The organism is Gordonia phosphorivorans, from assembly GCF_042432625.1.
In the GTDB taxonomy this organism is placed as follows: Bacteria; Actinomycetota; Actinomycetes; order Mycobacteriales; family Mycobacteriaceae; genus Gordonia; species Gordonia phosphorivorans.
Genome location: NZ_JBHLWV010000022.1, coordinates 58,337 through 79,240 on the forward strand (window position 1 = coordinate 58,337; position 20,904 = coordinate 79,240).

The 20,904-nt window shown below is 69.5% G+C and carries 20 protein-coding genes; 13 read left to right on the forward strand and 7 right to left on the reverse strand.

Going from position 1 to position 20,904, the window contains the following annotated elements; genetic code table 11:
* Positions 1-33: 33 nt before the first annotated feature.
* The 3 genes from ACFFJD_RS12835 to ACFFJD_RS12845 all read right to left on the reverse strand — a co-directional run bounded on the left by ACFFJD_RS12835 (position 34) and on the right by ACFFJD_RS12845 (position 3,909).
* Entirely contained in the window at positions 34-1,449 is a 1,416-nt protein-coding gene (locus ACFFJD_RS12835) for an HNH endonuclease signature motif containing protein (protein WP_382364737.1), read from the reverse strand.
* A gap of 583 nt (positions 1,450-2,032) precedes the next feature.
* Positions 2,033-3,214 carry an amidohydrolase gene (locus ACFFJD_RS12840; protein ID WP_382364739.1) on the reverse strand — a complete coding sequence of 394 codons (1,182 nt, stop codon included), beginning with the start codon at positions 3,212-3,214 and terminating at the stop codon, positions 2,033-2,035.
* Complete coding sequence (locus ACFFJD_RS12845) at positions 3,214-3,909, reverse strand: enoyl-CoA hydratase/isomerase family protein (protein WP_382364741.1); 696 nt, start codon at positions 3,907-3,909, stop codon at positions 3,214-3,216. Before ACFFJD_RS12845 ends, ACFFJD_RS12840 begins: the two co-directional genes overlap by 1 nt.
* 37 nt (positions 3,910-3,946) lie before the next feature.
* On the opposite strand from ACFFJD_RS12845, the gene ACFFJD_RS12850 reads away from it, so the two are divergent.
* The 3 genes from ACFFJD_RS12850 to ACFFJD_RS12860 are packed head-to-tail and all read left to right on the forward strand — an operon-like array spanning position 3,947 to position 7,022.
* Positions 3,947-4,759 (forward strand): purine-nucleoside phosphorylase, encoded by an 813-nt coding sequence (locus tag ACFFJD_RS12850; protein ID WP_382364743.1) that lies wholly within the window; start codon positions 3,947-3,949, stop codon positions 4,757-4,759.
* Entirely contained in the window at positions 4,756-6,276 is a 1,521-nt protein-coding gene (locus ACFFJD_RS12855) for a phospho-sugar mutase (RefSeq protein WP_382364745.1), read from the forward strand. The genes ACFFJD_RS12850 and ACFFJD_RS12855 overlap by 4 nt, the downstream gene beginning before the upstream one ends.
* Positions 6,273-7,022 (forward strand): hypothetical protein, encoded by a 750-nt coding sequence (locus ACFFJD_RS12860; protein ID WP_382364747.1) that lies wholly within the window; start codon positions 6,273-6,275, stop codon positions 7,020-7,022. Before ACFFJD_RS12855 ends, ACFFJD_RS12860 begins: the two co-directional genes overlap by 4 nt.
* Before the next feature lie 25 nt (positions 7,023-7,047).
* Here ACFFJD_RS12860 and upp read toward each other — a convergent pair whose 3' ends face one another.
* The gene (gene upp, locus ACFFJD_RS12865) at positions 7,048-7,692 is read right to left on the reverse strand and encodes a uracil phosphoribosyltransferase (RefSeq protein WP_382364749.1); all 645 of its coding nucleotides are present in this window, start codon (positions 7,690-7,692) and stop codon (positions 7,048-7,050) included.
* A gap of 82 nt (positions 7,693-7,774) precedes the next feature.
* On the opposite strand from upp, the gene ACFFJD_RS12870 reads away from it, so the two are divergent.
* The 3 genes from ACFFJD_RS12870 to ACFFJD_RS12880 are packed head-to-tail and all read left to right on the forward strand — an operon-like array spanning position 7,775 to position 10,267.
* Positions 7,775-8,074, forward strand: a complete 300-nt coding sequence (locus ACFFJD_RS12870) for a type VII secretion target (RefSeq protein WP_382364751.1) — start codon at positions 7,775-7,777, stop codon at positions 8,072-8,074.
* Complete coding sequence (locus ACFFJD_RS12875; protein WP_382364861.1) at positions 8,074-8,997, forward strand: C40 family peptidase; 924 nt, start codon at positions 8,074-8,076, stop codon at positions 8,995-8,997. The genes ACFFJD_RS12870 and ACFFJD_RS12875 overlap by 1 nt, the downstream gene beginning before the upstream one ends.
* Positions 8,998-9,007: 10 nt before the next feature.
* Positions 9,008-10,267 (forward strand): SatS C-terminal domain-containing protein, encoded by a 1,260-nt coding sequence (locus tag ACFFJD_RS12880; protein ID WP_382364753.1) that lies wholly within the window; start codon positions 9,008-9,010, stop codon positions 10,265-10,267.
* A 70-nt stretch (positions 10,268-10,337) separates the two neighbouring features.
* Here the strand turns inward: ACFFJD_RS12880 and ACFFJD_RS12885 are convergent, their stop codons facing one another.
* Positions 10,338-11,444, reverse strand: coding sequence for an adenosine deaminase (locus ACFFJD_RS12885; RefSeq protein WP_382364755.1), 1,107 nt, complete (start codon positions 11,442-11,444; stop codon positions 10,338-10,340).
* A gap of 68 nt (positions 11,445-11,512) precedes the next feature.
* On the opposite strand from ACFFJD_RS12885, the gene ACFFJD_RS12890 reads away from it, so the two are divergent.
* Together ACFFJD_RS12890 and ACFFJD_RS12895 are read left to right on the forward strand one after the other, a co-directional pair.
* Positions 11,513-12,523 (forward strand): hypothetical protein, encoded by a 1,011-nt coding sequence (locus ACFFJD_RS12890; protein ID WP_382364757.1) that lies wholly within the window; start codon positions 11,513-11,515, stop codon positions 12,521-12,523.
* Between the two features lie 48 nt (positions 12,524-12,571).
* Positions 12,572-14,080 (forward strand): protein adenylyltransferase SelO, encoded by a 1,509-nt coding sequence (locus tag ACFFJD_RS12895; protein ID WP_382364759.1) that lies wholly within the window; start codon positions 12,572-12,574, stop codon positions 14,078-14,080.
* A gap of 32 nt (positions 14,081-14,112) precedes the next feature.
* On the opposite strand, the gene ACFFJD_RS12900 is transcribed toward ACFFJD_RS12895, so the two are convergent.
* Together ACFFJD_RS12900 and ACFFJD_RS12905 are read right to left on the reverse strand one after the other, a co-directional pair.
* Entirely contained in the window at positions 14,113-15,405 is a 1,293-nt protein-coding gene (locus ACFFJD_RS12900; protein WP_382364761.1) for a thymidine phosphorylase, read from the reverse strand.
* A gap of 107 nt (positions 15,406-15,512) precedes the next feature.
* A complete protein-coding gene (locus tag ACFFJD_RS12905; protein WP_382364763.1) occupies positions 15,513-15,938 on the reverse strand; it encodes a cytidine deaminase in 426 nt (141 codons plus the stop codon).
* Between the two features lie 194 nt (positions 15,939-16,132).
* Here ACFFJD_RS12905 and sdhC point away from each other — a divergent pair, with 194 nt between their 5' ends.
* The 5 genes from sdhC (at position 16,133) to ACFFJD_RS12930 (ending at position 20,902) form a co-directional block, all read left to right on the forward strand.
* Entirely contained in the window at positions 16,133-16,540 is a 408-nt protein-coding gene (gene sdhC / locus ACFFJD_RS12910; RefSeq protein ID WP_382364765.1) for a succinate dehydrogenase, cytochrome b556 subunit, read from the forward strand.
* Between the two features lie 12 nt (positions 16,541-16,552).
* Positions 16,553-16,987, forward strand: a complete 435-nt coding sequence (locus ACFFJD_RS12915) for a succinate dehydrogenase hydrophobic membrane anchor subunit (protein ID WP_382364767.1) — start codon at positions 16,553-16,555, stop codon at positions 16,985-16,987.
* Positions 16,988-17,003: 16 nt separating this feature from the next.
* Positions 17,004-18,758, forward strand: a complete 1,755-nt coding sequence (sdhA, locus tag ACFFJD_RS12920) for a succinate dehydrogenase flavoprotein subunit (RefSeq protein WP_382364769.1) — start codon at positions 17,004-17,006, stop codon at positions 18,756-18,758.
* Entirely contained in the window at positions 18,758-19,531 is a 774-nt protein-coding gene (locus tag ACFFJD_RS12925; protein ID WP_382364771.1) for a succinate dehydrogenase iron-sulfur subunit, read from the forward strand. Before sdhA ends, ACFFJD_RS12925 begins: the two co-directional genes overlap by 1 nt.
* A 96-nt stretch (positions 19,532-19,627) precedes the next feature.
* Positions 19,628-20,902: a D-alanyl-D-alanine carboxypeptidase family protein gene (locus ACFFJD_RS12930; protein ID WP_382364773.1), complete on the forward strand. Its 1,275-nt coding sequence runs from the start codon at positions 19,628-19,630 to the stop codon at positions 20,900-20,902.
* Positions 20,903-20,904: the final 2 nt, after the last annotated feature.

Sequence of the window (20,904 nt, forward strand, 5' to 3'; positions counted from 1 at the left end):
CGGGACACCTTCCCGACACTTACTCAGAGCGCCTCACGCGGCGCTGGCCGATAACGTCAAGGTCCGTCGCGCATTCGACCGGATCGGTTCACGACGGCGCTCCGGATGCTCCGGATCGGCCGGCGGCACGAACCACGGCTGGCGATCGCGGCCGATGAACACTTCCCACCCACCGTGATGAATCACGGTGTGGTGTCGGCGGCAGAGCAGGACACCGTTGTCCAGACTCGTCACGCCGCCGTGCTCCCAATGCTCCACGTGGTGCCCGTCGCACCACGACGGCGGCACCCCGCAACCGGGAAAGGCGCAACCACGGTCCCGCAGGACCAGCGCCTTGCGGATACCGGGGGTGAACAGTCGCTTCTCGCGGCCGACGTTCAGCGGCACACCGTTGTCGTCGAGCAGCGCCAAGGCGACGGACGCCTCGCACATGATCAGCTCCGCCGTGCGCGCCGAGATGGGTCCACCGAACCCGAGCCACGGCACGGCGGTGCTGTCCTCGGCAGTGCCGTCATCGGACATCCGGATTGAAATCGTCTGTCCCGCAACCGAATCGAGTACCTGCCCGTTCATCACCACCGCCGCGGGCACCGACAAGGTGACGTGCGGCAACACTCCTCCCGACTCGGGCCGCTCGGAATGAGACAGATACGTGCGCACCACCTGCGCCATCGCATCCGCACGCCGCCGCTTGGCCGACCGCCGATCCGCAGAGCCGTCGGGCTCGGGCACGGGCCGCGTGAGCGGATCCAATGCCGCGCTGAGTTCCTCGCCTGCCACGATGTCGAAGTCGATCGTCACCGCCACCCGACCGTCATCGGTCCGATTCAGCGTCATCTCGTTCAGATCGTCACGCTCAGCGACCGGAACGTACCCGCCCGAAGCATCGGCGTCGTCCTCGACCGGCGCCAACTTGATCGCCCACGCACGCGCGGACTCTCTCACCCGCGCCGGCGAAGTCTGAACCAGCAATGAATGCACGATCTTCCGACGATCCTCGTCGGACGGTTCCACCCGACCGGCGACGTGCCCGAGACCGGCCGCCACGGCGTCGCCGTGCTCCGCCGACACCGCCCCATCACGCAATCCGCGAATGGCTGGCACAAGGTTCTCGTCGGAGATCGCCTGCCCGAGCCGCGCGGCGCGGTAGGCCACCGCCGGCGCCGCACCGAGCTCGGCAAGGATCGCCGCACCCGACCGCACATGCTTCCGGACCGGCAGGCCCACGCGTTCGATCGCGGCGCACGTCGCGGCCACCGAGTAGTCGGTGACATTGCGCAACCGCAGAACCGCCGCGGCTACCGCCAGGAGTTCCCGGTCGTCGTCGACCGCCCGCGCCCGAGCCAGGAACTGCCCCAGATTCGCCGGCGTATCAATGTCGGTACCGACGGGGATTGTGAGGTCATCGCTCATCAGATCGGCGAAGGCGGTGAGAGTTGTCGCGTCCATGACGCACTCCTCAGGTCATGAGAAGCCAATAGCGAAGGAACCGGTCGAGCCGCGTGACGATCGGTCACCCGGCCACTCATGTTCCGAGAGTTCTGTGGGCGAGTCCGGGACGGTTCATCCCCTCTCGCCTACTACTATGATACACCTCACATGGGCTAAGCACAATAGTTCGATTCACATTCTTCACACTGAAGTTTCACCCCACCGCACCGGTGCTGCTCAACCCCCGGACGACGGTGCGTTATGGCTTGCGGCGGTGCGGTCTCGGTTGTTCCGGGGACGGGTACTGGTGCGTCGGGATCCGGACGGGGAGGTTCGGCCTTGGCTGTGCCGCGGCAGGCCCATCGCCCTCACTTTCTCGTGCACGCGGATCGAGCCGTGATCGACCGGCGGGGGCGCCGACTGGCTCCGGGGTGCAACGACGGCACTGTGGCGCTCCACGACGGCGATATGACGCCGTGGATCGCTGAGTTGCCGTCGTCGAACCGACAAGGATGCGAGACCGACGAGTTCGCCCATGGCGACCGAACCGGGAAGAGTACGAAGCCGACCACCGTTCTCGGCGGTCGGCTACGCGTGCCGCTCAGAGCAGCGGCGGTTCCGGCTCCAGTTCACCCTGCAGGACAGTGCCGGCGAGCGTTGCGATGCCGATCGCAATGGCGCGTTCGTCGAGGTTGAAGTCCGGCTGGTGCAGGTCGCCGCGTGGTCCGGTTCCCGACCACACGCCCAGGCGGGCCATCGCCCCCGGCGCGTGCTGCAGGTACCAGGCGAAGTCCTCACCGCCCGCCGACTGCGGGGTGTCCACCTCGGTGGCCGGATCGATGGCGCCCACCGCGCGACGCAGCATGGCGACGCTGTCCTCGTCGTTGACCACCGGCGGGACGCCGCGCACGTAGTTCAGGTCGTAGCTCACCCCGAGCGGCGCGACGAGCTCGCCGACGATGCTGCGCACCAACGGCTCCATTTCGTCCCACACCGACTGGTCGCCGGTGCGGACGGTGCCGCGCAGTCGCCCTTCTTGCGGAATGGCATTGGGTGCGTCACCGGAATGCGCTGCGCCCCAACCCATCACGGTGCCCGAACGGGGGTCCACCCGACGGGCGAGCACACCGGGCAGTCCGGTGATGAGGGCCCCCATCGCATAGACCAGGTCACCGGTCAGGTGCGGCCGCGAGGTGTGGCCGCCTGGCCCGCGCAGGTGCACCTCGATGCGGTCGGCCGCCGACGTCAGGGCGCCGGCGCGCAGGCCGACGGTGCCCACCGGCAGGTGCGGATCGCAGTGCAGCGCAAAGATTCTCGCCAGCCCGTCCATCACGCCGGCGTCGATCGCGTCCAGCGCGCCGCCGGGCATGATCTCCTCGGCCGCCTGGAACAGCAGCCGCACGCCGAACGGCAGATCCTCGAGGTCGGCGAGCAGGCAGCCCACACCCATCAGGATCGCGGTGTGCGCGTCGTGCCCGCAGGCGTGCGAGACTCCCTCCACCTGCGAGGCGAAGGGCAGACCGGTCTGCTCGGTCACCGGCAGGGCGTCCAGATCGGCCCGCAGACCGATGCGCGGGCGATCCGTGGGACCGAAGTCGCAGACCACACCGGTGCCCTTGGGCAACACCACCGGCGACAGCCCGGCCGCCGTGAGCACCTCGACCACCTTCGCGGTGGTCGCGAACTCGGCCATCGACAGCTCCGGCGCCGCGTGAATCTCGCGGCGCCACGCGATCACCCGGTCCAGGTTCGCGTCGAGCCAGTCACTGATCGCCGGAAACATCAGAGCAGCGTGGGAGGCGTGGGGGTGTTGAGATCCTCCAGCAGCGGAAGACGCAGGCCGCGCTTGATCGTCGACAGGTTGTCGGACACCAGGCCGGCACGCTCACGCGCGATGTCCCGAGCCCGCTCGACCAGTGCCTCCGCGTCCGCGGCCTCTTCCACGATGCCGGCACGCACGGCGTCGTCGCCGCCGTACCGGCGGCTGGTCAGCATGGCCTCGGTCGCGGTGGCATCCGGCGTGCGCGTGCGGATCAGCGCCGCCATGCCGCGGGTGAACGGCATGTTCAGCGCTGCCTCGGGCAGCGACCAGAAGCCGCGCTCGGTACGCATGATGCGGTGGTCCGCGCACAGCGCGAGCATCGCGCCGCCGCCGAAGGCGTGGCCGTTGATCGCGGCGATGCTCGGCACCGGCAGGGTCAGGATCCGGACGTACAGCTGATGGATGCGGTCCAGGTAGCCGGGCAGTTCGGCGAAGTTCGCGGCGATGAAGTCGGTGTCCAGGCCGTTGGAAAAGAACTTCCCGGTGGCCGTCAGCACGATCGGCTTGCCCGCAGCCACTGCCTCGTCGAGCACCCGATCCATCTCGTCGAGCCAGCTGAGCGTGAACCGGTTCTCCGGATTGGTCTCGTCGAGTTCGCGTCCGGGCGCGCCCAGGTAGACCTCGGCGGCGTCATCGTGCAGGGAGAAATACGGCATGGCGAAGACTCTATCGCCCGGCACTAGGGTGAGCACTATGGATCCCACCCTCGACGCCGACGCCGCCGCGGTCGCCGCGGCGGCCTATATCGCCGCGCACACCGATTGCCGCCGACACGACGTCGCGGTGGTCCTCGGCTCGGGCTGGGCGCCCGCAGCCGACGAGTTCGGTCTACCGCTCGCCGAACTGCCGATGACGTTGATCCCCGGCTTCACCGTCCCGTCCGCCCAGGGGCACAGCGGATCGGTGCGCTCGGTGCGGATCGGCAGCTCCCGCGTGCTGATCATGGCCGGCCGGGTGCACGCCTACGAGGGCCACCACCTGTCCCGGGTGGTCCATCCGATCCGGACGGCCGCTGCCGCCGGTGTCCGCACCGTGATCCTGACCAATGCCGCGGGCGGCATCGCCGACGGCCTCGACGTGGGTCAACCGGTCCTGATCGCCGATCAGCTGAACCTGACCGGCCGCTCTCCGCTACACGGGGCCCAGTTCGTGAACATGGTGGACGCCTATTCCCCCGCACTGCGCACGCTGGCTCGCGACGTGGACCCGTCCCTGCGCGAGGGCGTCTACGCCGGCCTGCCCGGACCGCAGTACGAGACCCCCGCCGAGATCACCATGCTCAAGACCATCGGTGCCGACCTGGTGGGCATGTCGACGGTGCACGAGACCATCGCCGCCCGCGCCGCCGGACTCGACGTGCTGGGCGTGTCGTTGGTGACCAACCTGGCCGCCGGGATCACCGGGGAGCCGCTGGCGCACTCGGAGGTGCTCGAGGTGGGCCGGGCCTCCGCGACCCGGATGGGCACACTGCTCGCCGAGGTCGTGACCGCCCTCGACCGCCGGTGAGCCTGCGCTTCGGCACCGCCGGGCTCCGCGGTCCCGTCCGCGAGGGCCCGGACGGCATGAACGTCGACACCGTCACCCGCGCCACCGCCGGCCTCGCCGACTGGCTGGTGCGGCAGGGTGAACGCGGCGCCATCGTCGTCGTGGGCCGCGACGCTCGACACGGCTCGGCCGAGTTCTTCACCGCCGCCACCGAGGTCCTCGCCGCGGCCGGATTCGACGTCGTCGCACTCGACGAGCCCGGCCCCACGCCGCTGGTGGCCTTCGCCACCCGGCGCCTCGACGCCGCGGCCGGGGTGATGATCACCGCCTCACACAATCCGGCCGGCGACAACGGCTACAAGGTCTACGTCCGCGGCGGCGCGCAGCTACTCTCCCCCGCCGACCGGGAGATCGAAGCCGCCATCACCGCCGCGCCGCCCGCGCCCGCGGTACCGCGCCGCCACCTCGCGGCCGACCCGCGCGGCGCCGGGATCGTCGCCGCCTACCTGGCGCGCCTGGACGAGCGATTCGAGCCGCGCCCGACCGGCACGGTCCGGATCGTGCTCACCGCGATGCACGGGGTGGGCGGCCGATTGGCCGTGGATGCCCTGGCGCGGCACGGCTTCCACGACGTCCACGTGGTGGCCGAACAGTTCGCACCCGACCCGGACTTTCCCACCGTCGCCTTCCCCAACCCGGAGGAGCCCGGCGCGACCGACCTGCTGCTGGCCCTCGCGGCCGACCGCGGCGCCGACCTTGCGCTGGCGCTGGACCCGGACGCCGATCGGTGCGCCGTCGGGATGCGCGGAGACGACGGCCGCTGGCGCATGCTGACCGGCGACGAGACCGGTGCACTCCTCGGCGATGCCGCGCTCGACGAATGGCCGGTCGGCGCCGAACCGCCGGTGGTGGCCTCGTCGATCGTCTCGGGCACCCTGCTGCACACCCTGGCGACCGCGCGCGGCGCGCGCTCGGTGCGCACCCTCACGGGCTTCAAGTGGCTCGTCCGCGCCGGCGAGCCCCTGCTCTACGCCTACGAGGAGGCACTCGGGCACTGCGTGGATCCCGTGGCGGTCCGGGACAAGGACGGCATCAGCGCCGCCGTCGCCCTCGCCCGGCTGGCCGCCGCGAAGGGCGATCTGGCGGCGACGCTCGAGGAGCTGATGACCCGGCACGGGCGCCACCTGACCGCCCAGCGCAGCCTGCGCGTGGACGATCTGAACCAGATCGGCGCCGTGATGGACCACCTGCGGACGGATCCGCCGACCTCGCTGGCCGGGATCGGGGTGATCGCCGCCGACCTGTCCACCGCGCCGACCGGTCCGCGCACCGACGCCGTCGAACTGACCGGCCGCGACGAGGCCGGAATCGCCCTGCGCATCGTGGCGCGCCCCAGCGGCACCGAGCCGAAACTGAAGTACTATGCGCAGGTCAGCGCCCCGGCCGGCGCGGACCTCGAAGCCGGCGCGCTGGAGACGATTCTGGTCCGGGCCCTCGCCGAACTGCCCGGCCACCCCCGAAGGGAACCACCGCCATGACCTACCCCGAGTACGGCGGACAGCCAGATCCCCGTCACGAGCCGACCCAGTACGGCCAACCCCAATACGACCCGTCCCTGTACGGGCAGCCCCAATACGGCCAACCCGAGTACGGCCAGCCCCAGTACGGGCAACCCGAGTACGGACAGTCCCAATACGGGGCCTACCCGCCGCCCGCGCCGCCGAACCGCGGGCCGCAGATCATCGCGGTGGTGGCCGCGGTGATCGCGCTGGCCGCCGTCGCCGCCGTCGTGCTGCTGTTCGTCAATTCTCGCGGCGACGACAGCGACACCGCCGACGGCGGCGAGACCGTGGTGACCCAGTACGTCTCCACCCCGCCGACGGCCGACGACGACGCCCAGGTCAGGCAGGCGCCCGCGCCGGCCCCGGCGACGCCCTCGTCGTCGACGCCGCAACTACCCGTGCCGTCCGTGCCCGGCACCGGCGTCCACGGCTTCGCCGGCGGCCCCACCTGCGATGACAACGCCGATCCCCTCGTCTTCGTCGGATACAGCAGCCGGTCCAAGGTCATCATCTGCCAGGTGGGTCAGCAGACCGGTCGCTACTACTACAAGGGCCTCGCCGACGGAAACTCCCGCCACGTGGACTTCCCGACGCGTTCGGGCAACACGTTCACCGCGACCAACGGCAACGTCTCGTACATCGTCTCGCCCGCCTCACTGGTCATCACCGAGAACGGCCGGGTGCTGACCACCGAGCCGATGCTGTCCGCCTGGGTGAACTGACCGCGCGCGAACCCCGCCTCCCGACTCAGAAGTTTCGGGGGCCGAACAGTCGGTCGCCGGCGTCGCCGAGGCCCGGCACGATGAACGAGGCCTCGTTGAGCCCGTCGTCGAGGCCGCCGATCACCAGGCGCGGCGCATGCGGCGACGCCGTCAGCGCCGCGATGCCCTCCGGCGCGGCGACGACGCAGACCGCGGTCACGTCGGTGGCGCCCCGCGCGGCCAACACGTCCAGGGTGTGCAGCATCGATCCGGCCGTGGCCAGCATCGGGTCGAGGACGAAGACCGGCCAGCCGGACAGATCCTCCGGCAGCGACACCAGATACTCCCGCGGGAGCGCGGTGTGCTCGTCGCGCGCGATGCCGACGAACCCGATCTGCGCCTCGGGCACCGCGGCGGTGGCGGCCGGGAGCATGCCCAGTCCGGCGCGCAGCACCGGAACCATCAGCGGGGTCTGCGCCAACACCGCGCCCGGGCACGGACCGATCGGCGTGCGCACCACCACGTCGTCGACCGGCTGATCGGCCATCGCCTCGTAGATGAGCATGCCGGTGAGCTGGGTCAACAGCTCGCGGAACCCCGCGCTGGAAGTGTGCTCGTCGCGCAGTCGGGTCAGGCGGGAACGCACCAACGGGTGATCCACGATGCGCATGTCCAGCGAGTCAGTGCTCATGCCCGCCAAGCCTAATCGCCCCGCAACGCCACGCCGCGCCGCAACTGTGGAACCGGACGACGCCGCGCAGCGTCTAAAGATCATGAAACCTGTCGCAGTCACCGAATCCGCGTTACCCGCCATCGCCGGACGGCAGAGCACCGCCGCCGGGATCGTCGCCGATCGAGCCGTCGCCGAGCGGCTCGACACCGCAGCACTGGCACCCACCTTCGGCCTCATCGGCGCCCCCTTCCTGGGTGCCCTCGGCGCCGCCATGAATGCGCGCGCCGCCCGGCTCGACGCGCTGGCCGGAACGCACACCGGCCAGGCCGCCGCCACGCTCGCCGGGGCCGCCGCCTACGGCGCCGCGGACGCGGCAGGCGCGGCGGGGATGTCGGCGTGATGTTCGACTTCTTGATCGCCCCGCTGCGCATGCTGATCGCCGCGCTCGGCACCGGCGACCTACCCGCGGGCGGCCCCACCACCACCCTGACCGCAACCCGCACCGCCCTCGACGGCGCCGCCGACCTGACCCGCGGGGCCGCTCGCCAGGCCACCGCCGACTGGACCGGCAGCGGCGGCACCGCCGCCGCCGCGCGGGCCTCGGCGACCGCGACGGCAGAAGGCACCGAGGGCGCAGCGGGAGCCGACATCGCCGCCGTGGTGCAGACCGCCGCCGGTCGGGTCAAGCAGGCCAACACCGAACTCAATCGCCTCGCCGACAGCTTCGTCGCGGCGGCGTCGGCCGCGGCACCCACGCTGACACCCGCGGCGTTGGCCGTCCTGATTCCGTTGGCGGCCGACCACCTGGGCCGCGGACTGGCCACGGTCGCCCGTACCCAGGGCCAGCTGGCCGCCGACGCCAAGGGTCTGGGCCGGATCACCGCCCCGGACCAGACCACCGTCGGACTCACCGACACCGCGGCACCGGGGCGAGTGCCGATCACCCTGCCCGACGGTTCGGTGGCCTACGCGCCCAATCAGCGAGCCGCCACCGCGGTGCGCGCCGCACTCAGCCAGCGCGGCGTGCCGTACGTCTGGGGCGGGACCACCACCGCCGGTTTCGACTGCAGCGGCTTCACCCAGTGGGCCTACCGGCAGGCCGGTCTCGAACTGCCCAGGCTGGCCCAAGACCAGGACACCGCCGGTTTCCAGGTGTCCCAATCGCAGCTGCAGCCGGGCGATCTCGCCGTGTGGAGCGGCCACGTGGCGATGTACATCGGCAACGGCCAGATGGTGGAGACCGGGGGCGATCCGGTCGGGGTGACCGCCCTGCGCACCACAAACGCCGACCAGAGTTTCGAGGGCTTCTACCGGCCCCGGTAGGCTCAGGCCCATGGCCGGAGACATTGTCCCCATTGAGCTCGGATTGACCGAGGGGAACCTATTCACACTGTGGGCTCCTCGCTGGCGCGAGGGCGACGACGAGTGGGAGGCATTCCTGGGACTGGAGGACGACCTCTACGGGTTCGACTCCGTCGCCGCGCTGGCCGCATTCGTGCGCACCGACGACGAGAACGACCTCGCCGATCACCCGCAGTGGTCGACGATCACCGAACTGCAGGCCGAGGAACTCATCCCGGACTCCAAGCACAGCTACGACCTGATCGGCGTCCCCGAACTGGCCGCCGAGGACCCGCGCGGCGCGGTCATCGCCGAACTCGAAGACGCGCTGGAGATCACCCGCATCATCGGTGAGGTCTGCGAGCTCGCCCCGATCACCAAGTTCTTCACCGCGAACCCGATCCTGGGTGCGGTCACCGTCGGCACCGAGAACTTCCAGGGCCGCGACGGCGTGGACCTGTGGGTGCGTATCGGCCGTCTCATCGCCAAGCACTGGGACGATGTGATCGACGCGCTCGACGACGTCGTGACCGTCCCCGAGGTCGACGCCGCAGCACTGAGCATCGCCGAGGGCGAACTGGCCGCCGCCGCCTCCGCCGAGGACGAGGACGAGCCGGAGTTCGATCCGGTCGACCCCCTCGACGACGAGGACGACACCGACTCGGACGACGATGAAGACGACGACGATGACGACGTCGACGAGGGCTTCTGGGGCGAGGTCGGCATCGACCCGATCCGCATCTACACCGACACCGGCGAGTACCTGACGCTGCGCTGCTACCTCGGCGACGACGCGGTCTTCCTCGGTGCCAAGGGCACCATCTACGGCTTCACCTCCGAGCGCGCGTTGACGCGCTACCTGGCCGAGCACAACGATCACGACCTGGCGCGCGTGTCGACCTACGGCGAGGTGCAGTCGATGGCCAACGCCGGCGAGCTGACCTACGACGTGCTGACCGAGAACGTGTACGCCCTCCCCGGTCTGGACGAGGACATCCTCGACGGACCGCGCCGCGTGGACTCCAAGCAGCTCGACCTCGCGGTGGAATTGCTGTCCGACGCAGCCGATTTCGCCGACCTCGACACCGTCGACGAGGCGCTGGGCACCACCACCCCGCTGGGCTGGTTCGTCGACTACACCATCAAGCCCGACCCCAACCGGCTGGCGCCGTCGGGCCCGTTCGACAACGAGTCGGAGGCCTGGCGCGCCCTGGTCAACGACTTCGAGGAACGCCTCATCCGACGCGGCTGACCCCGACCGATCACACACCGACCGATCACACCGGACGAACGCACCCCGGGGGTTGCCGCCCCCGGGGAGGTCAGCCGAGCAGGACCGCGTAGCCCGGCTTGATCACCTCGTCGATCAACGCCAGCCGCTCGTCGAAGTGCAGGAACGCCGACTTCATGGCGTTGACCGTGAACCGCTGGAAGTCGGCCCAGCCGTAGCCGAACGCCTCGTGCAGGAGCAGGAACTCCCGACTCATCGTGGTGTTGCTCATCAACCGGTTGTCGGTGTTCACGGTGACCCGGAAGCGTAGGCGCGCAAGCACATTGAACGGATGCTCGGCGATCGAGGCCACCGCCCCGGTCTGCACGTTGCTGCTCGGACACAGCTCCAGCGGAATCCGCTTGTCGCGCACGTAGTTCGCGATCGGTCCGAGCCGCGCGCCCGGATAGTCGTGGTCGGCGGGTCTGGCACCGGACGCGAGGGTGATGTCGTCGATCACGCGGACCCCGTGCCCGAGACGATCGGTGCCGCAGAAGGCGACGGCCTCGTGGATCGACGGCAACCCGAAGGCCTCGCCCGCGTGAATGGTGAAGTGCGAGTTCTGCCCCCGCAGATATTCGAACGCATCCAGGTGCCGCGAGGGCGGGTTGCCCGCCTCGGCCCCGGCGATGTCGAAACCCACCACCCCGCGGTCGCGGTACCGCACCGCCAGCTCGGCGATCTCCCGGGACCGTGCCGCATGGCGCATCGCCGTGACCAGCGTGCGCACGATGATCGGTCGCCCCTCCGCCGCCGCTTCGGCCGAGCCGTCGGCGAAGCCGCGCAAGACCGCCTCGACCACCTCGTCCAAGGACAGACCGCGTTCGGTGTGCAGTTCCGGCGCGAATCGGACCTCGGCGTAGATCACCCCGTCGGCCGCGAGGTCGAGCGCGCATTCGCGGGCCACCCGGGTCAGCGCCGACGCCGTCTGCATCACCGCGACCGTGTGCGCGAAGGTCTCCAGGTAGCGCTCCAACGAGCCGGAGTCGGCCGCCGTCGCGAACCAGTGCCCGAGCGCCTCCGCGGTGTCCGCGGGCAGCCGGTCGTACCCCACTTCCCGCGCGAGGTCGAGCACCGTACTCGGGCGCAGTCCGCCGTCGAGGTGATCGTGCAGCAGCACCTTCGGCGCCAGCCGGAAGTCGTCGAGCGTGAAGGTCATGTGCCCCACCGTAGTACCGCTGCCGTGCGCGGTCGCGGTCGTCGATCAGGTCCGGGCATGATGTTCACATGAGCGATTCCGACGCGTGGCGCCCTGTTCCTCCCGAGGACTCCGTTCCGCCCGAGGGCCCTGTTTCTCCCGAGGGCTCCATTCCTCCCGAAGGCGCCGGTCCGCAGCAGCGACCCGACGACGCGGTGCCGGAACAGGCCAACCCGTACGCGGACGACCCGCACACCGCACCTCCCTACAGCGCAGATCCCTACAGCGCAGATCCCTACAGCGCAGATCCGTACCGGGCCGATCCATTTGCGGCCAACCCGTACGCACAGCAGTACGCTCCGGCGGGGCCCACCCTGGTGCCCGCGTCACCGTCGCTCTCGAACGCCTTCTCCTGGGCCTGGCGCAAGTTCTCCGCCTCCGCCGGCGTCATCATCGGCGCGGCCGCGCTGTGGGCTCTCCTGCTCGTCGCTCTCTTCGTCGTCGGGTCGATCGCGCTCACCATGGTGCTGTTCGCCGGGTTCAGTGTGAACGACGACTGGCTCACCGGCGGCCAGGCCGCCAGCACCGCCGTCGGCATCACCCTGGCGATCGTGATCACCGTGCTGGCCACCGTCGTGATGGCGCTCGCCCTGTCGTGCTGGCTCAACGCGATGATCATCATCGCCGACGGACGACGCCCCGAACTCGCCGACTTCGCCCGGCCCGTGGCCCTCGGCCCGATCGTGGTGATCTCGCTGATCCTCGGAGTGGTGAACGGGGCGGCGAACGTGGTCTTCATCGACCTGCTCGGTATGGAGTGGCTGTCCTGGATCGTCGCCATCATCCTCGGCCTCTGCACCATGTGGATGGTCTATCAGGCCGCCGACGCCCGACTGCCCGTCGGTGACGCCCTCCGCAAGGGACTCGACCTCGCCGTCGCCAATCCCGGCACCACCCTGCTGGTCATGGTGATCACCGGCCTGCTCGCACTGGCCGGTCTGCTCGCCCTCGTCGTGGGTCTGCTCGTAGCGGTCCCGGTCGGTGTGCTGCTGACGCTCTACTACTTCCGCGCGCTGAGCGGCCGCCCCATCGCCGAGTGATTCGGGAGGCCCCGCCGGGTGAGCGCCACACTCGCTACCCTGGGGCCCGTGTCCACCGCAGCTCCCTCCCCCGCACGCACCAGTACTGCGATCGCCGGTTTCGAGAACTCCTTCGCTGCAGCGCTGGCGCCGCTCACCACGCCGTGGCGGGGCGCCGACGTTCCTGACCCCACGCTTCTCGTGGTGAACCACCACCTCGCCGAAGCGCTGGGCCTGGACTCCGCTGACCTGTGCACCGACGACGGTGTCGCAGTCCTCTCCGGCGCGGCCAGCCCGGCCGACGCCGTCCCGGTGGCCACGGCGTACGCCGGCCACCAGTTCGGCGGGTACGCGCCGCTCCTCGGCGACGGCCGGGCACTGCTGATCGGCGAACTCTCCGACGCCGAAGGGCGGCGCTGGGATCTACAGCTCAAGGGTTCGGGCCCCACACCGTTCTCCCGCGGCGGCGACGGCTTCGCCGTGGTCGGGCCCATGCTGCGCGAGTACCTCGTCAGCGAGGCCATGCACGCCCTCGGTATCCCCACCACCCGATCCTTGTCGGTGGTGGCCACCGGACGGAACGTCTACCGCGACGGCGCCGAACCCGGTGCGGTCCTGGCGCGCGTCGCCGCGAGCCACCTGCGGGTAGGAACCTTCGAACTGGCCGCACGCCACTCCGATCTCCTGGTCCCCCTTGCCGATTACGCCATCGCCCGGCACTACCCCGCGCTGGCCGAGCTCCCGGCCAGTGGTCCGGACAACCGCTACCTGGCCTTCCTGGGGGCGGTCGTCGAGCGGCAAGCCGCTCTGGTGGCGCAATGGATGCTCGTCGGATTCGTCCACGGCGTGATGAACACCGACAACACCACCATCTCCGGCGAGACCATCGACTACGGCCCCTGCGCCTTCCTCGACGCCTACGACGAAGACGCGGTCTTCAGCTCCATCGACCACGGCGGCCGGTACCGACTCGGCAACCAACCCAGCGCACTGAAGTGGAATCTCGCCCGCTTCGCCGAGACCTTGCTGTCGCTCCTGTCGCCCGTTCCCGACGACGCCATCACCGCGGCGACCAGCGCGCTGACGAGATTCGACGAGTCGTACGACCGACACTTCCGGGCCGGGATGGCCGCCAAACTCGGCCTCACCGATCCCGCCGTCGACCGGACGCTGATCGATGAGCTGCTGACGCTCATGCAGGACCACCGAGCCGACTGGACCGGAACCTTCCGCGCACTCGCCGAGGAACTGCGCGGTGATCCCGCACCCCTCGACGAGGTGCTCGCCCGCGACGTGAGCGCGCCGTGGCTGGCGCGCTGGCGGGCGGCGCTGTCCGGCCGGGGTGTGCCGGCCGGACAGATCGCCGACGAGATGGACCGCGTGAATCCCGTCTATATCCCCCGCAATCACCTGCTCGAAGCTGCGCTGCGCGCGGCCACCGCGGGAGATCTCGCCCCGTTCGAACGACTGCTGGACGCGGTGACCCACCCGTTCGATCGACGGACCGAGTGGAGCGACCTCGCCGGTCCGGCACCCGCATCGTTCAGCGCAGGATTCCAAACCTTCTGCGGCACCTGACGACCGCCCCGGCGAGCCGGAAGGTCTCGTTTTTAGCCGACGCGGCCGAGCACGCGCGAGGCCGGGAGGGCAGGCCGCTCGGCGGCGACGGCGAAGGCATCGGTCAACCGTCCGCGTGCCGCGGCGAACCGTGCCGCGTCGTCGGCGTGCAGCGTCAGCAGCGGCGCACCGGCGACGACGCGGTCGCCGAGTCCGGCGTGCCAGGTCACTCCGGCCCCGGCGGAGACCGCCGCGCCCGGCGTCGAACGACCGGCGCCCAGTTCCCAGGCGGCCTGCCCCACGGCGAGCGCGTCCAAGTCGGTCAGGAATCCCGACTCGGGCGCCGAGACGGTCTCGCTGTGGTGCGCGCGGGGCAGTGGCGCGTCCGGATCGCCGCCCTGCGCGGCGATCATCGCGCGCCAGGTGTCCATCGCGCTTCCGTCCGCCAGGTGGTCGGCCGGATCCACGTCCTCGTATCCGACGGCCGCGAGCATCTCGCGCGCCAGCGCCAGGGTCAGCTCCACCACGTCCGCGGGTCCGCCGCCGGCCAGCACCTCCACCGCCTCGGCCACCTCCAGCGCGTTACCGGCCGACCGGCCCAGCGGCGCGGACATGTCCGTCAGCAGCGCACTGGTGCGCACGCCGGCGTCGGCGCCGAGCTCCACCATGGTGGCGGCCAATTCATGCGCGCGCTCGTAGGTGGTCATGAAGGCACCGGAGCCCACCTTCACGTCGAGCACCAGTGCTCCGGTGCCCTCGGCGATTTTCTTGCTCATGATCGAGGCCGCGATCATCGGGATGGACGCGACGGTGCCGGTCACGTCGCGCAGCGCGTACAGCTTGCGGTCGGCCGGGGCCAGGTCGTCGGACGCGGCGCAGATCACCGCGCCCACCCGGGACAGTTGCTCGCGCAGTCGGTCCGGGCTCACCTGCGGCGACCACCCGGCGATCGCCTCCAGCTTGTCCAGCGTGCCGCCCGTGTGCCCGAGCCCGCGGCCGGACAGTTGCGGCACGGCGAGCCCGAACGAGGCGATCAGCGGCGTGAGCGGCAGGGTGATCTTGTCGCCCACTCCCCCGGTGGAGTGCTTGTCCACGGTGGCCAGCGCGCGCCCGTCCCGGCGCAGTCCGGACAGGTCCATGCGCGTGCCGGAGGCGATCATCGCCGCGGTCCAATCGGCGATCTCGCGCCGGCTCATGCCGCGCCACAGGATCGCCATCGCCAGCGCCGACATCTGCTCCGGCGCCACCGTGCCGGCGGTGAAGCCGGCCACCACGGCGTCGATCTGCGCCGTCGACAGCTCCCCGCCGTCCCGCTTGCGACCGATGATGCTGACCGGATCATTCATGGACGCCACGCTACCCACCGACGCAGCCCACCATCGCTCACGGTTCACCCCGTCGGTTTCGGTTCCCCCCGTCGATCCAGACCGACGGCGCGCACCGATTCGGGGGGTTACGAGCCGTCGCGCCGCGAGCGGTCGGCCGCGGCAGCCAGGTCCTCGGGCCCGAAGGCCTCCGGGAGCAGTTCGGCCAGCGCCCGCGGTCCGTGCACCGAGTCCACGATCAGGCCCGGGCCGCCGAATTCCAGCAGCACCTGACGGCATCGCCCGCACGGAGTCAGCACCCGACCGTCCCGGTCGCACACCGATATCGCCCGCAACGCGCCGAGGCCGCGGGAAACCGCCACCGAGACCAGCGCGACTTCCGCGCACACGCCGAGTCCGTATGAGACATTCTCCACATTGCAACCGGCGACGAGTTCACCTTCCGCGCTGATAGCGGCCGCGCCCACCGGAAAACCGGAGTACGGCGCATAGGCCCTGGTCATCACCTCGCGGGCCGCTTCGCGCAGGGCGTCGAAGTGAATTTCCGTCGTCATTTTCTCTCCCCTTATCCCAAATTCCGAAAGGTTAGGCAAACCTAATGCGCAGACCTGGTCTCGGTCACATTGTTACAAGGATTTATGACAACCCTCAGCATGGGTTTAAAGTCAGGAGTCATTGGGTCCTTGGTCCGCGCCTGCGTGCCCTCGGCCTGACTTCATCAGTTGACACTTTGGAGGCGTAGAACGCGATGAGCACCCCCACCGAGGTCGCACCGGATCCGGTGCGCAAACGCTCTCTTTACCGCGGAGACCCCGGCATGTGGGCCTGGGTGCTGCAGCGTATCACCGGCGTCACGATCTTCTTCTTCCTGTTTGTGCACGTGCTCGACACCGCGGTGATCCGCGTGAACCCGAACACGTACACCGAGATCATCGACACCTACAAGACCTGGTACATCGGGCTCATGGAGATCGGCCTGGTCTTCTGCCTGCTGTGGCACGCCCTCAACGGCATTCGCGTCATCCTGATCGACTTCTGGGGCAACGGACCCAAGTACCAGCGTCAGATGCTGTGGACCGTCGTCGGCGTCTTCGCCGTGGTCTTCACCGCCGCTGCCGTCCGCCTGCTGCAGCTGATCATCAGCCACGCGTTCTAAGGGAGCTGGGACATGACTATCGAAGCCAAAACCATCGCCACCGACTACGACCGTCCGGCGAGCCTTGACGCGCCCCGCGCCCCGCGCGCGCAGAGTCGTACGAACTTCGAGAAGTGGGCATGGCTGTTCATGCGCTTCTCCGGCATGCTCCTGGTGATCCTGGCCATCGGCCACGTCTTCATCATGCTCGCCTGGGACGACGGCGTGCACCGCATCGACGCGTCCTTCGTCGCCGCCCGCTGGAAGGAGCCGTTCTGGCAGGTCTGGGACCTGACCATGCTGTGGCTCGCTCAGCTGCACGGCGGCAACGGTCTGCGCACCGTCATCTCGGACTACTCGCGCAACGACCGCACCCGCTTCTGGCTCAACTCCCTCCTGGCGATCTCGATGATCCTGGTGCTGGTGCTCGGCACCTACGCGATCCTCACCTTCGGCAGCAGCTCCTAAGGAGAATTAGAAACTCATGCAGGAACATCGGTATGACGTCGTCATCGTCGGCGCGGGCGGTGCCGGAATGCGCGCGGCCATCGAGGCCGCTCCGCGTGCCCGCACCGCGGTGCTGACCAAGCTCTACCCGACCCGCAGCCACACCGGCGCGGCGCAGGGCGGCATGTGCGCCGCCCTCGCGAACGTCGAGGAAGACAACTGGGAGTGGCACACCTTCGACACCGTCAAGGGCGGCGACTACATCGTCGACCAGGACGCTGCCGAACTGATGGCCAAGGAGGCCATCGACGCGGTGCTCGACCTGGAGAAGATGGGGCTGCCGTTCAACCGCACCCCGGAAGGCCGCATCGATCAGCGTCGCTTCGGTGGTCACACCCGCGATCACGGTAAGGCTCCGGTGCGTCGCGCCTGCTACGCCGCCGACCGCACCGGCCACATGATCCTGCAGACGCTGTACCAGAACTGCGTCAAGCACGACGTCGAGTTCTACAACGAGTTCTACGCGCTCGACGTGAACATGACGACCGACGAGAACGGCGAGCCCGTCGCCAACGGCGTCGTCGCCTACGAGCTGGCCACCGGCGAGATCCACGTCTTCCACGCGAAGTCGATCATCTTCGCCACCGGCGGCTCGGGCCGCATGTACAAGGTGACCTCCAATGCGCACACCCTCACCGGTGACGGCATGGGCATCATCTTCCGCAAGGGCCTCCCGCTGGAGGACATGGAGTTCCACCAGTTCCACCCGACCGGCCTGGCCGGCCTCGGCATCCTCATCACCGAGGGTGTCCGCGGTGAGGGCGGCATCCTGCGCAACGCCGACGGCGAGCGCTTCATGGAGCGCTACGCCCCCACCATCAAGGACCTCGCCCCGCGCGACATCGTCGCCCGTTCGATGGTCCTGGAGGTCCTCGAGGGCCGCGGCGCCGGACCGAACAAGGACTACGTCCTCCTGGATGTCACGCACATCCCGGAGGAGACCCTGATGGCCAAGCTGCCGGACATCATGGAGTTCTCGCGCACCTACCTGGGCGTCGACCCGGTCACCGAGCTGGTCCCGGTCTACCCGACCTGCCACTACGTGATGGGCGGTATCCCGACCAACATCAACGGCCAGGTGCTGGCGAACAACACCCAGGTGGTCCACGGCCTGTACGCCGCCGGCGAGTGCGCGTGCGTCTCGGTGCACGGCGCCAACCGTCTGGGCACCAACTCGCTGCTGGACATCAACGTCTTCGGTCGTCGCGCCGGTATCGCCGCCGCCGAATACGCCAACGCCGCCGAGTTCACCGAACTCGAGGAGAACCCCTCCGCGCGCGTCGATGAGTGGATCGCGCTGATGCTCAGCGATCACGGCCACGAGAACGTCATGACGATCCGTACCGAGCTGCAGCAGACCATGAACGACAATGCCGCGGTGTTCCGGACCGAAGAGACGCTCAACCAGGCGCTCAAGGACGTGCGGGCCCTTAAGGCGCGCTACGAGCACGTCACCGTGACCGACAAGGGTAAGCGCTTCAACTCGGACCTCCTCGAGGCCATCGAGCTCGGCTTCCTGCTGGAGCTCGCGGAGGTCACCGTCGTCGGTGCGATCAACCGCAAGGAGACCCGCGGCGGTCACGCTCGCGAGGACTACCCGGACCGCGACGACGAGAACTTCATGGTTCACACGATGGCCTACAAGAAGGGCGACGGCCTGATCTCGGACATCGAGCTCGACTACAAGCCCGTCGTCCAGACCCGTTACAAGCCGATGGAGCGGAAGTACTGATGACTGTCACCGTCGAAAACAATGTCGCCTCTGTGCCTCCGGTGCCGCCGGAAGCCACCATGGTGACGCTGAAGATCTACCGTTTCAATCCGGAAAACCCGGATGCGCAGGGCTTCGAGAGCTTCCGCGTCCCGGCTCTCCCGTCGGACCGACTGCTGTCGCTGCTGCTGTACGTGAAGGGTTACCTGGACGGCACCCTCACCTTCCGACGCAGCTGTGCGCACGGCATCTGCGGCAGCGACGCGATGCGGATCAACGGCGTCAACCGCCTGGCCTGCAAGCTGCTGATGAAGGACCTGCTGCCCAAGGACCTCAGCAAAGAGATCACCATCACCATCGAGCCCATCAAGGGCCTGCCGGTGGAGAAGGATCTCGTGGTCGACATGGAGCCCTTCTTCGACGCTTTCCGCGCCGTGAAGCCGTTCCTGATCACCAGCGGCAACGAGCCCAGCCGCGAGTACATCCAGAGCCAGGCCGACCGCGCGCGCTTCGATGACACCACCAAGTGCATCCTGTGCGCCTGCTGCACCACAAGTTGCCCGGTGTTCTGGACCGAGGGCAGCTACTACGGCCCGGCCGCGATCGTGAACGCTCACCGCTTCATCTTCGACAGCCGTGACGAGGGCACCATCGAGCGTCTGGACATCCTGAACGACGCCGACGGTGTGTGGCGCTGCCGCACCACCTTCAACTGCACCGACGCCTGCCCGCGTGGCATCCAGGTGACGCAGGCGATCCAAGAGGTCAAGCGCGCCCTGATGTTCTCGCGCTAACAAGCCAACTCTGCAGCCCCGAGAAAGCCCCCGGTCCCGCCGACCGGGGGCTTTGTCGTCGGCTCCGAAATCCGGGCGGCTAGAATTTCACTCCAAATGCGCTCTTCATCACCTTCACGCCTGCTGTCCATCGCGGTCACCGTCGCCCTGGGCGGCGCGGTGCTCGCCGCGCCCGCCGTCGCCGACCCGCTGGGCCCCACTCCGACGGTGGTGCTGCCCACCGAGACCGCCCCCGAGGCCTGCCCGCACGCGGTCAACCCGCCGCCGCCCGTCGACGACTCCGAGACCGTCGCCCCCGGGCAGACCACCCCCACTCCCCTGGTGGTGCAGGACCCGCCGATCGGCGGGGACCGCCTCGGCGAGTGCGGGATCGTGGCCGACCCGGCCGCCGGTCCCACCCCCGCCGACCTGACCTCGCTGGGATGGTTGATCGCCGACCTGGACAGCGGTGCGGTGATCGCCGCGCAGGACCCGCACGGACGCTACCGACCGGCGTCGACCATCAAGGTGCTGCTGGCACTGGTGGCGCTGGAGCAACTGGATCTGGCCGCGCCGGTCACCGCGACCGTCAACGACTGGTCGATGGAAGGCGATGCGTGCGGCGTCGGGCCGGGCGGGCAGTACACCGTCCGGGACATCCTGACCGGGCTGCTCGTGGTCTCCGGCAACGACTGCGCCAACATGCTGGCCCGTGAGCTGGGCGGCTACGACGAGGCCCTGGCCAAGATGAACGCCAAGGCCAAGGAACTCGGCGTCCTGGACACCCGCGCGGCCTCCCCGTCCGGTCTCGACGCGGCCGGCATGTCCACCTCGCCCTACGATCTGGCGGTGATCTTCCGCGCCGCCATGGCCGATGAGAACTTCGCGGAGATGATCGGACTGTCGTCGTACAAGTTCCCCGGCTACCCGGCCCGCAAGGACGTCCCCGGCGATGAGGACCACCCCGCCTACCTGATGGGTACGTCGAACACCCTGCTGCGCGACGGGGTGCCCGGCATGACCGTGCTCGGCGGCAAGACCGGCTACACCGATGACGCGCTCAAGACCTTCGTCGGCGCCGTGGAGCAGGACGGTCGCACCCTGCTGATCGTGCAGATGGCCGGGCTCTCCGAGGGTGGCAACAGCTACCACGATCAGGCCGTCCGGATGCTCGACTACGGCTTCGCCGCCGATGGGTCCATCTCCGTCGGCACCCTGGACACCGGGGTCGCCGACTCCTCGTCCGGGGAGTCCGGACAGCAGCCGTGGGCGAGTTCCGGCACGGACGCGGCCGCGCTGGGTCCCCTGGAGCTGGTTCTGGTGGCGGTGCTGGGATTGACCGCGGCGTCGCTGGTGGTGCTGGCGGTCCGGCGACACCGCCGACGACGCTGAGC